This window comes from Streptomyces formicae, from assembly GCF_002556545.1.
Taxonomy (GTDB): Bacteria; Actinomycetota; Actinomycetes; order Streptomycetales; family Streptomycetaceae; genus Streptomyces; species Streptomyces formicae_A.
Genome location: NZ_CP022685.1, coordinates 1,729,714 through 1,744,188, shown reverse-complemented (window position 1 = coordinate 1,744,188; position 14,475 = coordinate 1,729,714). Strand labels below are relative to the sequence as shown.

Here is a 14,475-nt window from a genome sequence, read left to right as displayed (position 1 = left end):
GTTCCCTCCGCCGTTCCGTCCGTGGGCTTCAGGCGGAGCGCTTAGAGTGCCGGGATGAGCATGTCGCCGCCGCCCGGCTGGTACCCGGACCCCCGCCAGCCCTCCGTCGAGCGCTGGTGGGACGGGACCGCGTGGACCGAGCACCGCCGTACCCCCGAAGCCGCCCAACAGGCCGCGGCGCAGCAGGGGTTCGGCCCGGCCGACCCGGCCGTCACCACGGTGATGGCCCCGGTCGGGCCCGGCGGCGGCCGCGCCAAGGTCGTCGCGCTGACCGTCGCCGGTGTCGTCCTCGTCGGAGCGATCGTCACCGGCGCCGTCGTCCTCACCGACGACGGGGACCCGCAGGGCGCCACCCCCGCGCCGAGCGAACCCGTGGCGAGCAGCACGGAGCCGACGGCGACGAAGTCGTCGGCGACCTCGACGGCCGACCCCGACCCGGACACCCTCGTCGACGACCTCAACGGCATCACGCTCCCCGTCCCCGAGGGCTGGGAGAAGGACTCCGACACCATCGGGGGCGGCGCCACCATCCAGACCCCGGACATCGTCGACTGCCCGGGCGACTCCGGCCTGTGCCGCGAGGGCGTCGTCACGTCGAGCACCGTGACGGACTCCGACGAGACCGACCCCAAGGTCATCGCCCGCGGCGACATCAAGGACGCCGCGGACGCCGCCTACGACACGGACAAGCTGGACAAGCATCCCTACGGCGGCATCACGCGGCACGAGAAGCTCAAGGAGGGCCAGATCGCGGTCGCGGGCCGCTCCGGGTACTACGTGCGCTGGCGCGTCCACACCGCGAAGGGGGACGGCGGCTACGTCCAGTCACTCGCGTTCGCGTCCAGCGTCGGCTCGGAGTCACCGGTCATCGTCCGCTTCGCCGTCGGCGCGGGGGACGGCGCGCCGCCGGTCTCCGTCATGGACGAGATCACCCGGGGGATCAGGTCGGTCGACGACAGCGCGACCGGCGGCGGCGTGGGCAGCGACGTCGGGCCGACGCCGTGACGTGACGCGGTGACCGTCGTGACGCCGTACGGAGGGCGCGGGTCAGAGGAAGGTGTGGCCCTCGCCCCGGTACGTCGGCACGCTCGCCGTCACCACGTCGCCCTCGACCAGACGCAGCGTGTCGAACCGCTCGCACAGCTCACCGGCCTTCGCGTGCCGGAACCACACCTTGTCGCCGATCAACAGGTCGTCGGCGGGCGGGCCGTGCAGCGGTGTCTGCACCTCGCCCGCGCCCTCCTGCGGGTCGTACCGCAGCCCTTCGGGGAGGTAGGGCACCGGTGAGCGGTCGGCGCCCGCGACGCCCGAGGCCGGATAGCCGCCGCCGAGCACCGTCACGATCCCCACGCCCGGCCTGCGCACCACGGGCTGCGCGAAGAGCGCGGCAGGACGCCCGCTGAACGACGTGTAGTTGTCGAACAGCCGCGGCACGAAGAGCCCGGACCCCGCGGCGATCTCCGTCACCGCGCGCTCGGCCGCGGTGTGCTGCACGCTGCCGGTCCCGCCGCCGTTCACGAACTCCAGGTCGGGCGCGACCCTCCGCACCGCCGCGACGGTCTCGGCCCGGCGCTCGGCGAGCTCCTTGCGGGCCGCGGCCTGCATCAGCCGGATCGCCCGCGAACGCGCCGGACGCCCCTCTACCGCGTCGCCGACCCCGGCCACATGACCCTCGTACGCCATGACGCCCACCAGCCTGAACCCCGGCCGCCGCACGATGGCGCGGGCCAGCGACGCGACCTGGACGGGGGAGTGCAGCGGAGAGCGCAGCGCGCCGATGCGCACCTTGCCGCCGAGGGGTTTGAAGGAGGTGTCCAACTCCAGGCAGACCCGCACCTCTTCTGTCCCGCCGTCCCTCGCCTCGTCGATGAGGCGCAGCTGGGCCGGGTCGTCGACCATCACCGTCACGCGCGCCGCGAGCTTCGGGTCGGCGGCCAGCTCGGCGAAGCCGGACCGGTCGGCCGACGGATAGGCGAGCAGCACGTCGTCGAAGCCGGAGCGGGCCAGCCACAGCGACTCGGCGAGCGTGTACGACATGATCCCGGCGAAACCCTCGCGGGCCAGGACCCGTTCGAGCAGGGCCCGGCAGCGCACGGACTTGCTCGCGACCCGGATCGGCTTGCCGCCCGCCCGGCGCACGAGGTCGTCGGCGTTGGCGTCGAAGGCGGCCAGGTCGACGATGGCGACGGGGGCGTCGAGGTGTGCGGTGGCCCGGTCGTACCGGGCGCGGTCTGCGGCTCGGGCAGTCATGGCCGAAGCTTGCCAGACACGATTACCCGAGGGTAGGGGGATGATCCGGGCAGATCGCCCGGGGCGCGGACGGGGTTCCCTCGCGACCTGCGTCTGCCCGTAGAGTGACGCGCACGGAGCCTCGCCGGGCCGAGCGTTCCGGCGGCCGAGCGCGAGGAGACGGGGGAGCATGAGCACGGAGGCGCCTCGCAGCCCCATTCCCCCGCGCCCCACCACGCCGCCCCGCCCCGGCACTGCGCCACCGGCCCGTCCGGGCACCCCGCCGGACGCCGCCGACCGGGACCGCGACCCGGAACCGCCGCCCGCCCCCTCGGCCCGCTTCCCCGACGTCCCGCCCCCCGTCGACCGCGACTGGGTCCTCGGCAGCCCGCGCCCGCGCGCGGCGGCCGAGGCATCGGCCACGGCCGACGACGAACCCGGCGAGGCGGCCCGGATAGAGGACCTGCTGGCCCCCTTCGAACAGGCCCGCGCGGAGCGCGAGGCCGCGGGCGCCCTCCCCGAGACCCCGCCACCGCCCCCGGCGTCGGCCCGCCTGCCCGACGCCCCGCCGCGGATCCCCGAGGCACCCGCGGAGGAGGCCGACGCGTCCGAAGCCCCGTCCGAAGTCCCGGTCGGCGACGCGATAGAGGACGCGACCGACGACGCGACCGATGACGTGATTGACGACGTGATCGACGGCGAGGCCGAGCGGATGACGCCCCTCGCCCCGAAGCCGTCCCCGCAGTCGTCCCCGCCCCCGCAGCCCTCCGCACCGCCCCAGCCGTCCGTACCCCCACAGCCCTCCGCGCCCCCGGTCCCGCCCGTGCTGCCCGCCGCACCCACCCGCACCGGCAGCGGCCTGCCGCCCGCGCGCGGTGTGCCGCCCGAGGAGACCACGGCCCGACTGCGCCCCGTCACCGACGAGTCGGCGCCGCCCGAGGCCGCTCCCCGTACGGCCGACGTCCCGCCAGCTCCGCGTACCGGCGAGTCGCCCACCCCCCGTACCGGCGAGAACCGGCCCCGCGCGACGGCCGCCCGCCGCGCCGTCGGAGCCGTCGACCTGACGCCGGGACCCGGCACGGGCCGGCCCTTCGTGTCGTTCGCGCGGCCCGCGCTGTACGACGACAGCACCACGCGGCTGCGGCCCGTGGGCCCGCGCCCCCGCGCGGCGGCCGCCGCGGCCTGCTTCGTCATCGGGCTCGGCCTCATCGGCGGCGCGGTGACCGGGAGTTGGCTGACCGGCGAGTCCGGTTCCGCGAGCGGCACGCGCAGTGCGTACGCGGCCGCCGGCGAGCTCTGGCACAGCGCCCCCGTCGACACGCTCTTCCCGCCCGTCCTCAAGGGCGAGGGCGCGGGCCCCGGCGGCGCCGACCGCTCCTGGACGCGGATCGCCATCGCCCCCGACAGCGGCTGCGCGGCCGCCTTCGACCCGCTCCTGAAGAAGGCGCTCGCCCCGGTCGGCTGTCTGCGGCTGCTGCGCGCCACCTACACCGACGCCACCCGCAGCCATGTCACCACCGTGGGCCTGCTGTTCACCAAGGCGAACGCCGACGGCATGCGCTCGCTGCGGACCCGTTTCACGGAGGAGGGCCTGGACCGGCGCCCCGACCTGATGCCCCGTCCGTACGCCGCGAAGGGCACGCCCGCCGAGGGCTTCGGCGACGCGCAGCGCGCCTCCTGGATCGTGTCCGTGCTCCCCGACGCGCCCGTCGTCGCGTACGCCGTCTCCGGTTTCGCCGACGGACGCGCCGTCACCGAACCGGAGTCCGCCACCGAGGCGATGGGCGCGGACACCACGTCGGCGCCCGCCCAGTCCGGACTCGGCTACGAGGCCAAGGGCATCGCCGACCGCGTCGAGCGGGGCCTGCGCAAGACCATCGCGGCAGCGGAGAAGAGCTCATGAGGACCCGTCGGCCGTTCCTCGTCGCGGCGGTCGCCGCCGCCCTGACCCTGGCTCCCGCCACCACCGCGTACGCCGACGACGGGATCCGGGTCCAGCAGTGGGGCCTCGAGGCCATGCACACCTCGCAGGCGTGGCAGACGACCAAGGGCAAGGGCATCACCGTCGCGGTCCTGGACACCGGCGTCGACGCCCAGCACCCCGACCTCGCGGGCAACGTCATCGAGGGCAAGGACATGGTCGGCTTCGGCGCGGGCCGCGGCGATCGTCCCTGGGCCCGGCACGGCACCGCGATGGCCGGGATCATCGCGGGCCACGGGCACGGCCCGGGGCGCGGCGACGGCGTGCTCGGCATCGCCCCCGAGGCCAGGATCCTGCCGGTCCGCGTGATCCTGGAGGACGGCGACAAGGCCCGCAAGAAGGCCCGCAGCACCCGGGGCAACGCCCTCGCCGAAGGCATCCGCTGGGCCGCCGACCACGGTGCCGACGTCATCAACCTCTCGCTCGGCGACGACTCCAAGTCCGCCCACCCCGAACCGGCCGAGGACGCCGCCGTGCAGTACGCCCTGAAGAAGGGCGTCGCCGTCGTCGCCTCCGCGGGCAACGGCGGCAAGCTCGGCGACCACGTCTCCTACCCGGCCGCCTACCCCGGCGTGATCGCCGCCACCGCCGTCGACGAGAACGGCGAGCGCGCCGCCTTCTCCACCCGCCGCTGGTACGCCACCGTCGCCGCGCCCGGCGACGACATCGTCATCGCCGACCCGGACGGCGAGTACTACGAGGGCTGGGGCACCAGCGCGGCCTCCGCCTTCGTCTCCGGCGCCGTCGCCCTGATCCGCGCCGCGCACCCCGACCTGACCCCCGCGCAGATCAAGCAGCTCCTGGAGGACACCGCGCGGGACGCCCCGGCGGGCGGCCGCGACGACTCCCGCGGCTACGGCCTCGTCGACCCGGCGGCCGCCCTCACCCGGGCGGCCAAGCTGAAGCCGGAGGGGCTGCGGGCGTCGGCGTACGCACCGGAGTACTTCGGCGGAGGACCCGACCCCGCCGACCTCGACGACGGACCCGCCGGCTGGGTGGGCCCGGTCGCGGGCGGTACCGGTGTGGCCCTGCTCGCCGCCGCCGTCTGGCTGTGGCGGGGCAGGCGCGGCCCGGCGAGAAGGCGCCCGGGCCTGCCTCTGTAGGGTCGGGGCGTGGCGAACAAGAACATTCCCGACCCCGGTTTCTCCGACGACGACGGGACGGCGGACCCCCGGCTTGCCGAGGCGCTCGCCGCCTGGTCGCAGGACCGCACGGCGCACGGCCCGGTCCTCGAAGCGCTGGCGGGGGCCCGCCTCCTCGTCCCCGTCGTCGCCGTACTCGGCGAGGTCGAGGAGGACGAGAACGGGCTCCGTCGCGAGAAGACCAGCGACATGGCGGTCCCGACGCTGAAGGCCGGTGACCGCAAGGCACTGCCCGCCTTCACCTCGACCGAGGCCCTCGCCCTGTGGGACCCGGCGGCGCGCCCCGTCGCCGTTCCCCTGCACCAGGCGCTCCAGGCCGCCGCCCACGAGCGGGCCGACACCATCGTCCTCGACCTCGCCGGGCCCGTCCCCTACGAGCTCGGCAGGTCGGCGCTGCTCGCGCTCGCCGAGGGCCGCGCCAGCGCCGACCCGCTCGCCGACCCGGCCGTCACCGACGCCGTGCGCGCCGCGGTCGCCGCCGAGCCCGCCGTGCTCCGCGCCCATCTGGGCCCCGGCAGCTCCGACGGCACCCTCGCCCTGGTCCTGGACGCCGCGGCCGACCCGGCGGACGCCGCCCGGCGCGTGGCCCGGCGCATCGCCGCCGACGAAACACTGAGGGCCCGCCTGGTGCGCGGCCTCGACCTGGCACTGCTGCCTGCCGAGGCGACGCCACCGGGCGAGCCCCTCTACGTGCGCACGCCGTGAGAACGGCGCCTGGGTCTCAGCCGAAGACCGGGCCCGTGTACTTCTCGCCGGGCCCCTGACCCGGCTCGTCCGCCACCAGCGACGCCTCGCGGAACGCCAGCTGCAGCGACTTCAGGCCGTCCCGCAGCGGGGCCGCGTGGAAGGAGCTGATCTCCGTGGCGGACGCGTCGAGCAGCCCGGCCAGGGAGTGGATCAGCTTGCGGGCCTCGTCCAGGTCCTTGTGGCCCTCGCCGCCCTCGGCGAGGCCCAGGTTCACGGCGGCCGCGCTCATCAGGTGGACCGCGACCGTGGTGATCACCTCGACCGCGGGGACGTCCGCGATGTCACGGGTCAGGGTGTCGAAATCGGGAGAATCAGGGGCCGAGCCGGTCGGGAACTCGGGGGAGGGGGTCGCGTCGCTCATGTCCCACACGATAAGCCGAGCTCCCCGCGGCCCGAGCCGAAGGGCCACTGGTTAGCGGCACGGCCGGGGTACTGCTAACCTTGTGTAACGACCGGCCGGAGACCCGCGTGCCAACGCAAGGATCCGGCCCACAAGTGGAGGCTCCGATCTCCCACCTGACCGCTCCCCGGAGCGGCGGGTCACCGGTCAGGCGGTCGAAGCCCCGAGGCTTCGGGCCGCCCGATGTGCGCCCCGCGATCACCGCGGAGGTGCTCCGGTAGTACGTGGAGCCCCTTCAGTGATCGGTCGGGGCATTTTTTGTGGCCTCGCTCGGTTGGTCGAGATAACAGACGTAACGCGGCTGTCCGCCAGACGGTCGCGTGGTGCTACCGAGGAGGATCCATCAGCGCCGAGCCCCGCATCAACGACCGGATTCGCGTTCCCGAGGTGCGACTTGTCGGTCCCAGCGGCGAGCAGGTCGGGATTGTTCCGCTTGCCAAGGCCCTGGAGCTTGCGCAGGAGTACGACCTTGACCTGGTCGAGGTCGCGGCGAACGCCCGTCCGCCTGTGTGCAAGCTCATGGACTACGGGAAGTTCAAGTACGAGTCGGCCATGAAGGCCCGTGAGGCGCGCAAGAACCAGGCGCACACGGTCATCAAGGAGATGAAGCTCCGGCCGAAGATCGACCCGCACGACTATGACACCAAGAAGGGTCACGTCGTCCGGTTCCTCAAGCAGGGCGACAAGGTCAAGATCACGATCATGTTCCGTGGTCGCGAGCAGTCCCGCCCCGAGCTGGGCTTCCGACTGCTGCAGCGTCTCGCTTCGGACGTCGAGGACCTCGGGTTCATCGAGTCGAACCCGAAGCAGGACGGCCGAAACATGATCATGGTTCTCGGTCCGCACAAGAAGAAGACCGAGGCGATGGCCGAGGCCCGTGAGGCCCAGGCGGCTCGCAAGGCGGACGCGAAGGCCAACCCGGGCCGCTCGCAGAACTCCGCCGAGGACGAGGAGCTTTCCGAAGCTCCCGCCGAGGCCCCGGCTGAGGCTCCCGCCGAGGCCTGATCCCCCGGACGCGAGTCCAGGGGATGCCAACTGACACATCTGGTGCTCCCGGATGCCCGGTTCCACGACCGGGCATCGGAGTGCCACTGACGAGGAGAGAACGGCGCTATGCCGAAGAACAAGTCGCACAGCGGTGCCAGCAAGCGCTTCAAGGTCACCGGCTCCGGCAAGGTGCTCCGTGAGCGCGCCGGCAAGCGCCACCTGCTCGAGCACAAGTCGTCCCGTCTGACGCGTCGCCTCACCGGCAACGCCGAGATGGCCCCGGGCGACGCCAAGAAGATCAAGAAGCTTCTCGGCAAGTGAGCTCGGGTGCCGGACACGGCACCTGACCTCTGACCGGGACCCAATCGATACCGGGTCGTGTGAGTCCAACCACGGCCCCGCTACAAGGAGTTAAAAAGTGGCACGCGTCAAGCGGGCAGTAAACGCCCACAAGAAGCGTCGGGCGATCCTCGAGGCGGCCAGCGGTTACCGCGGCCAGCGGTCGCGCCTGTACCGCAAGGCCAAGGAGCAGGTCACCCACTCCCTGGTCTACAACTACAACGACCGCAAGAAGCGCAAGGGCGACTTCCGGCAGCTGTGGATCCAGCGCATCAACGCCGCTGCCCGCGCCAACGGCATCACCTACAACCGCTTCATCCAGGGTCTGAAGGCCGCCAACATCGAGGTGGACCGCAAGATCCTCGCGGAGCTGGCCGTCAACGACCAGAACGCGTTCGCCGCGCTGGTCGAGGTCGCGCAGAAGGCGCTGCCCTCGGACGTCAACGCGCCCAAGGCTGCCGCGTAACGCTGCGCTTCGCTGAGCGTGACTTCGGACCCGTAAGCCGAGCGGCTTGCGGGTCCGAGTGCGTTCGGCCGCTCGTCTGCCGACGTCCGTCCCTTGCCGACTGCGGGTCTCATCTGGCCGGGCGCGCAGTTCCCCGCGCCCCTGACGGGGCCCCTTATCCCCGAAGGTGAGTTCATGGTCGACGCTCCTGAGTTGATCTCTCCCAAGTCCCCCCGCGTCAGCGCCGCCCGGCGGCTCGCCAAGCGGAACTTCCGGGGGAAGGAGCGGCTGTTCCTCGCCGAGGGGCCGCAGGCCGTGCGGGAGGCCGCCGCGCACGAGGAGACGCTCGTCGAGCTGTTCGCCACCGTCGACGCCGCCGAGCGCTACGCCGACATCGTCGGTGAGGCCCGTGCCGCGGGGGCCCGGGTGCACCTCGCCGACGAGGATGTCGTCGCCGACATCTCGACGACCGTGACGCCGCAGGGGCTCGTCGGGGTCTGCCGGTTCGTGGACACGCCGTTCGACGAGGTCCTCGCCGCGCGGCCGAGGCTCGTCGCCGTCCTCGCGCACGTGCGCGACCCCGGCAACGCGGGCACCGTGCTGCGCTGCGCCGACGCCGCGGGCGCCGAGGCCGTCGTCCTGACCGACGCCTCCGTGGACCTCTACAACCCCAAGTCCGTGCGGGCGTCCGTCGGTTCACTGTTCCATCTGCCGGTGGCCGTCGGCGTACCCGTCGAGAAGGCCGTACAGGGACTGAAGGACGCGGGCGTACGCATCCTGGCCGCCGACGGCGCGGGCGCGGACGACCTCGACACGGAGCTCGACAAGGGCACCATGGGCACCCCGACCGCCTGGGTCTTCGGCAACGAGGCGTGGGGGCTGCCGGAGGAGACCCGCGCACTCGCCGACGCGGTGGTGCGTGTTCCGATCCACGGCAGAGCCGAGAGCCTCAACCTCGCCACCGCCGCCGCCGTGTGCCTCTATGCCTCCGCCCGTGCACAGCGTGCCGCCGGAGGGTGCCGCTCCGTCACATCGAGCTAGTAGGGTGACGGGCTCGGGGCCCACTGCACGGTCCGAGAGGTGGGGTACGGGGAATGAGCGTCGGCACGAGCAGAGCACCGGGGGTACCGGACTTCGTCCGCACCCGCGCGGACCGCGACGGTCCCGGTGACCTCGGCGACCTCGGCCTCGACCCCGACGAGCTGCCCGACGGCCTCGTCGTCGCGGACGAGACGGGCCACGTCATCTGCTTCAACGCGGCGGCGGTCCGGATCACCGCGGTCCGCGCCGCCGACGCGCTCGGCGCCCCGCTGGAGCGCGCCCTCCCTTTAGAGGACCTCGAAGGCCGCCGCTGGTGGCAACTGACCGATCCCTACGGCGGCCTCGCCACCCGCGTCGGCCAGCCCGAGCGCAACCTCCTGCTGCCCGGCGGCCGTGAGGTCCTCGTCTCCGCCCGCTACGTGCGCACCGCCCGCACCGGGCCCGTCCGCCGCGTCGTCGTCTCGATCAGGGACACCGAGGCACGCCGCCGCACCGAGCGCAGCCACGCCGAGCTGATCGCCACGGTCGCCCACGAGCTCCGCTCGCCCCTCACCTCGGTCAAGGGCTTCACGGCGACCCTCCTCGCCAAGTGGGAACGGTTCACCGACGACCAGAAGAAGCTGATGCTGGAGACGGTGGACGCGGACGCCAACCGCGTCACGCGGCTGATCGCCGAGCTCCTGGACATCTCCCGCATCGACTCCGGGCGCCTCGAGCTGCGCCGTCAGCCCGTCGACATAGGCGCGGCGGTCGGCAGGCACATCCAGGCGTACGTCGCCGCGGGACAGGGCGCGGACCGCTTCCTGCTGCGGATCCAGCAGCCGCTGCCCGATCTGTGGGCGGACCCCGACAAGGTCGACCAGGTCCTCAGCAACCTCATCGAAAATGCGGTGCGGCACGGCGAGGGAACCGTCACCATCGACGTAGCGCCCTCCTCTTCACCGCGCGAGCGGGGCGGCGCAGAGACCGCCGTGACCGTGAGCGACGAGGGTCCCGGCATTCCGGAGGAATCCATGGGCCGCGTCTTCACCCGCTTCTGGCGGGGCAGCAAGCGCGGCGGGACAGGACTGGGGCTGTACATCGTGAAGGGCATCGTGGAAGCGCACGGCGGGTCGATCACCGTCGGCCGTGCCCCCGGCGGCGGTGCCCAGTTCCGATTTACGTTGCCCGTGGGCACTCCGGCGTATCTCCTCTGATCCGCCCGAGCACCGCCCGCGGGCTCTTTCACCTGCGTCACCCCCGTTAGACTCGATCCTTGGCACGTTTGCGTCCCCGTTTTCGGGACGATTCGTCTCCGATTCGCAGACGGGGACCTTCAGCCAAGCCAACCGGAAGCACGGGAAGAGATGTCCGCACCGAACAAGTCGTACGACCCTGTCGAGGTCGAGGCACTGAAACCTGAAGAGATCGAGCGCATGCGGGACGAGGCGCTCGCCGCCTTCACCGCCGCCGACTCCCTCGACGCGCTCCAGGACGCCAAGGTCGCGCACACCGGCGGCACCTCGCCGCTGGCGCTGGCCAACCGCGAGATCGGCGCGCTGCCCCCGCAGGCCAAGGCCGAGGCCGGCAAGCGCGTCGGCATGGCGCGCGGCGCCGTGAACAAGGCGCTCGCGGCCCGTCAGGCCGAGCTCGAGGCCGAGCGTGACGCCCGCGTCCTGGTCGAGGAGGCGGTCGACGTCACGCTGCCGTACGACCGCACGCCCGCGGGCGCAAGGCACCCGCTGACCACGTTCATGGAGCGCGTCGCCGACGTCTTCGTCGCCATGGGCTACGAGGTCGCCGAGGGCCCCGAGGTCGAGGCGGAGTGGTTCAACTTCGACGCCCTCAACTTCACCCCGGACCACCCGGCCCGGCAGATGCAGGACACCTTCTTCGTCCAGGGCCCCGAGGGCGCCAAGGGCGACGAGTCCGGTGTCGTGCTGCGCACGCACACCTCGCCCGTGCAGGCCCGTGCGCTCATCGAGCGCCGCGAGCCGCCGGTCTACATCGTCTGCCCCGGTCGCGTGTACCGCACGGACGAGCTGGACGCGACGCACACTCCGGTCTTCCACCAGATCGAGCTGCTCGCCGTCGACGAGGGCCTGACCATGGCCGACCTCAAGGGCACCCTCGACCACATGGTCCAGGCGCTGTTCGGCCCGGACATGAAGACCCGGCTGCGGCCGAACTACTTCCCGTTCACCGAGCCGTCCGCCGAGATGGACATGGTCTGCTACGTGTGCCGCGGCGAGTCCGTCGGCAACCCCGACCGCCCCTGCCGCACCTGCGGCAGCGAGGGCTGGATCGAGCTCGGCGGCTGCGGCATGGTCAACCCCAAGGTGCTGACCGCCTGCGGCGTCGACCCCAAGAAGTACAGCGGATTCGCCTTCGGGTTCGGCATCGAGCGGATGCTGATGTTCCGCCACAACGTCGAAGACATGCGAGACATGGTCGAGGGTGACGTCAGGTTCACCCGGCCGTTCGGGATGGAGATCTGATGCGGGTCCCGCTTTCCTGGCTGCGGGAGTACGTCGATCTCCCCGCCACCGAGACCGGCCGTGACGTGCAGGCCAAGCTCATCGAGGTCGGCCTCGAGGTCGAGACCGTCGAGCAGCTCGGCACCGGCCTCAAGGGCCCGCTCGTCGTGGGCAAGGTCCTCACCATCGAGGAGCTGGAGGGCTTCAAGAAGCCCATCCGCTTCTGCACCGTCGACGTCGGCACCGCCAACGGCACCGGCGAGCCGCAGGAGATCGTCTGCGGCGCCCGGAACTTCGCGGTCGGCGACAAGGTCGTCGTGGTCCTGCCCGGCGCCGTCCTGCCCGGCGACTTCGCCATCGCCGCGCGCAAGACGTACGGCAAGACCTCGCACGGCATGATCTGCTCCGGCGACGAGCTCGGCATGGGCGACGACGGCTCGGGCGGCATCATCGTCCTGCCGCCCGAGCACGAGGCGGGCACCGACGCCATCGAGCTGCTCGAACTGGTCGACGAGGTCCTGGACATCGCCGTCACGCCCGACCGCGGCTACGCGCTCTCGATGCGCGGCGTCGCCCGCGAGACCGCCACCGCGTACGGCCTGCCGCTGCGCGACCCGGCGCTCCTGGACGTGCCCGCGCCGAACTCCTACGGCTACCCCGTCAAGATCAGCGACCCGCTCGGCTGCGACCGCTTCACCGCGCGCACCGTCACCGGGCTCCAGCCCGAGGCCCGCTCGCCGATCTGGCTCAAGCGCCGCCTGCAGAAGGCGGGCATGCGCCCGATCTCGCTGGCCGTCGACATCACCAACTACGTGATGCTGGAGCTCGGCCAGCCCCTGCACGCCTACGACCGCTCCCGCATCCAGGGGACGATCGGCGTGCGCAGGGCCGAGCAGGGCGAGAAGTTCACGACGCTCGACGGCGCCAAGCGCGTCCTGGACGCCGAGGACCTGGTCATCACCGACGACCGCGGGCCGATCGGCCTCGCCGGTGTCATGGGCGGCGCGAACACCGAGATCGCGGACGACGGGGACGAGGCCGGTGTGACCACCGACGTCGTCATCGAGGCCGCGCACTTCGAGGCGCTCTCCATCGCCCGCACCGCGCGCCGCCACAAGCTGGGCTCGGAGGCCGCCAAGCGCTTCGAGCGCGGCGTCGACCCGCAGGCCGCGTCCGCCGCGGCGCAGCGCACCGTCGACCTGCTCGTGCTGCTCGCGGGCGGCACCGCGGAGGCCGGTGTCACCGAGGTCATCGCCCCGACCGCGCCGCGCACCATCGCGATGCCCGCCGACCACCCGGACAAGGTGGCGGGCGTGGACTACGGCCGCGAGACCGTGGTGCGCCGCCTCCAGCAGGTCGGCTGCGACGTGTACGGCCAGGACGACCTGACCGTCACGGTGCCGTCCTGGCGCCCGGACCTCGCCGAGCCGAACGACCTCGCCGAAGAGGTCATCCGCCTCGAGGGGTACGAGAACCTGCCCTCGACCCTGCCGAAGCCCCCCGCGGGCCGCGGCCTGACCGAGCGGCAGCGCCTGCACCGCCGCGTCGGCCGCGCCCTCGCCGGGGCCGGGTACGTCGAGGCGCCGAGCTACCCCTTCATCGGCGAGGGCGTCTTCGACCAGCTGGGCCTCGACGAGGACGACGCGAACCGCCGCGTGGTCAAGCTCGTCAACCCGCTCTCCGACGAGGAGCCCGCGCTCCGTACGACGCTGCTGCCGGGCCTGCTCCAGGCCCTGCGCCGCAACGACGGCCGGGGCAGCCACGACCTGGCCCTCTTCGAGACGGGCCTGGTCTTCCACCCGCGCGAGGAGCGCAAGGTCGCGGTGCGGCTGCCCGTCGACCGGCGTCCCACCGACGAGGAGATCGCCTCCCTCACCGAGGCGCTGCCCGTCCAGCCCCGGCACGCCGCCGTCGTCCTCGCGGGCGCCCGCGAGCAGGCCGGCTGGTGGGGCAAGGGCCGCCCGGCCGACTGGGCCGACGCCGTCGAGGCCGCGCGGACCATCGCCCGCGAGGCCGGTGTCGAACTCATCGTGGACCAGGGGCAGTACGGCCCCTGGCACCCCGGCCGCTGCGCCGAGCTGAAGGTCGTCGTCGACGGCGAGATCGTCTCCGTCGGGCACGCGGGCGAGCTGCACCCGCGCGTCGTCAAGGCGCTCGGCGTGCCCGCGCGCACCTGCGCCATGGAGCTCGACCTGGACCGCCTGGAGCAGGCCGTCGACGGTGCGCTGCGCGCGCCGCGGATCTCCGGCTTCCCGGTGGCCACCCAGGACGTCGCGCTCGTGGTCGACAAGGAGGTGCCGGCCGCCGTGGTCGAGTACTACCTGAAGGGCGGCGCGGGCGAACTCCTGGAGTCCATCCGGCTGTTCGACGTCTTCGAGGGCGAGCAGGTCGGCGAGGGCAAGAAGTCCCTGGCGTACGCGCTGCGCTTTCGCGCGACCGACCGCACGCTGACGGTCGACGAGGCGACCGCGGCCAGGGACGCCGCCGTCGCGCGCGCGGCCGAGGCCACGGGCGCGGTGCTGCGCGGAGCGTAGTCACCACCCGTAGTCGAGAACAGGCGCACTAGGGGCGCAAAGAGGGGCTTATCCGGACCACCGGATGAGCCCCTCACTCGTTCGGGTGACAAGTCCTTTCACTCTGGCCCGATGGGCCTATGCGGTCGACAGAATCAATCCGGCCGTAGGCGCCGCCTGCTCGCTGAACAGGGC

Annotated in this window: 13 protein-coding genes; 11 read left to right on the top strand and 2 right to left on the bottom strand. The window is 72.9% G+C overall.

All coding sequences use genetic code 11. From position 1 onward, the window contains the following. Positions 1-54 precede the first annotated feature (54 nt). Positions 55-1,005: a DUF2510 domain-containing protein gene (locus KY5_RS07060; RefSeq protein WP_098241398.1), complete on the top strand. Its 951-nt coding sequence runs from the start codon at positions 55-57 to the stop codon at positions 1,003-1,005. Between the two features lie 42 nt (positions 1,006-1,047). Here the strand turns inward: KY5_RS07060 and KY5_RS07055 are convergent, their stop codons facing one another. After that, complete coding sequence (locus KY5_RS07055) at positions 1,048-2,250, bottom strand: amino acid deaminase/aldolase (protein ID WP_098241397.1); 1,203 nt, start codon at positions 2,248-2,250, stop codon at positions 1,048-1,050. Positions 2,251-2,419: 169 nt separating this feature from the next. Between KY5_RS07055 and KY5_RS42450 the strand changes: the two genes are divergently transcribed. The 3 genes from KY5_RS42450 to KY5_RS07040 are packed head-to-tail and all read left to right on the top strand — an operon-like array spanning position 2,420 to position 6,057. Further along, positions 2,420-4,132, top strand: coding sequence for a hypothetical protein (locus tag KY5_RS42450; RefSeq protein ID WP_234362638.1), 1,713 nt, complete (start codon positions 2,420-2,422; stop codon positions 4,130-4,132). Further along, the gene (mycP, locus tag KY5_RS07045) at positions 4,129-5,313 is read left to right on the top strand and encodes a type VII secretion-associated serine protease mycosin (RefSeq protein ID WP_098241396.1); all 1,185 of its coding nucleotides are present in this window, start codon (positions 4,129-4,131) and stop codon (positions 5,311-5,313) included. Before KY5_RS42450 ends, mycP begins: the two co-directional genes overlap by 4 nt. Before the next feature lie 9 nt (positions 5,314-5,322). Then, entirely contained in the window at positions 5,323-6,057 is a 735-nt protein-coding gene (locus KY5_RS07040) for an SseB family protein (protein WP_098241395.1), read from the top strand. 16 nt (positions 6,058-6,073) lie between these two features. On the opposite strand, the gene KY5_RS07035 is transcribed toward KY5_RS07040, so the two are convergent. Continuing rightward, entirely contained in the window at positions 6,074-6,460 is a 387-nt protein-coding gene (locus tag KY5_RS07035; protein ID WP_098241394.1) for a DUF1844 domain-containing protein, read from the bottom strand. 381 nt (positions 6,461-6,841) lie between these two features. Here KY5_RS07035 and infC point away from each other — a divergent pair, with 381 nt between their 5' ends. The 7 genes from infC to pheT all read left to right on the top strand — a co-directional run bounded on the left by infC (position 6,842) and on the right by pheT (position 14,301). Continuing rightward, positions 6,842-7,504: a translation initiation factor IF-3 gene (gene infC, locus KY5_RS07030; RefSeq protein WP_199843524.1), complete on the top strand. Its 663-nt coding sequence runs from the start codon at positions 6,842-6,844 to the stop codon at positions 7,502-7,504. Between the two features lie 108 nt (positions 7,505-7,612). Beyond that, on the top strand, positions 7,613-7,807 hold the full coding sequence (gene rpmI, locus KY5_RS07025; RefSeq protein ID WP_007829094.1) for a 50S ribosomal protein L35: 195 nt from the start codon (positions 7,613-7,615) through the stop codon (positions 7,805-7,807). Between the two features lie 97 nt (positions 7,808-7,904). Further along, on the top strand, positions 7,905-8,291 hold the full coding sequence (gene rplT / locus KY5_RS07020; RefSeq protein WP_098241392.1) for a 50S ribosomal protein L20: 387 nt from the start codon (positions 7,905-7,907) through the stop codon (positions 8,289-8,291). A gap of 174 nt (positions 8,292-8,465) precedes the next feature. Beyond that, complete coding sequence (locus tag KY5_RS07015; RefSeq protein WP_098241391.1) at positions 8,466-9,311, top strand: TrmH family RNA methyltransferase; 846 nt, start codon at positions 8,466-8,468, stop codon at positions 9,309-9,311. Positions 9,312-9,364: 53 nt separating this feature from the next. Then, the gene (locus tag KY5_RS07010) at positions 9,365-10,507 is read left to right on the top strand and encodes a sensor histidine kinase (protein ID WP_098241390.1); all 1,143 of its coding nucleotides are present in this window, start codon (positions 9,365-9,367) and stop codon (positions 10,505-10,507) included. A gap of 150 nt (positions 10,508-10,657) precedes the next feature. Beyond that, the gene (pheS, locus tag KY5_RS07005) at positions 10,658-11,788 is read left to right on the top strand and encodes a phenylalanine--tRNA ligase subunit alpha (protein ID WP_098241389.1); all 1,131 of its coding nucleotides are present in this window, start codon (positions 10,658-10,660) and stop codon (positions 11,786-11,788) included. After that, entirely contained in the window at positions 11,788-14,301 is a 2,514-nt protein-coding gene (gene pheT / locus KY5_RS07000) for a phenylalanine--tRNA ligase subunit beta (RefSeq protein ID WP_098241388.1), read from the top strand. Before pheS ends, pheT begins: the two co-directional genes overlap by 1 nt. Positions 14,302-14,475: the final 174 nt, after the last annotated feature.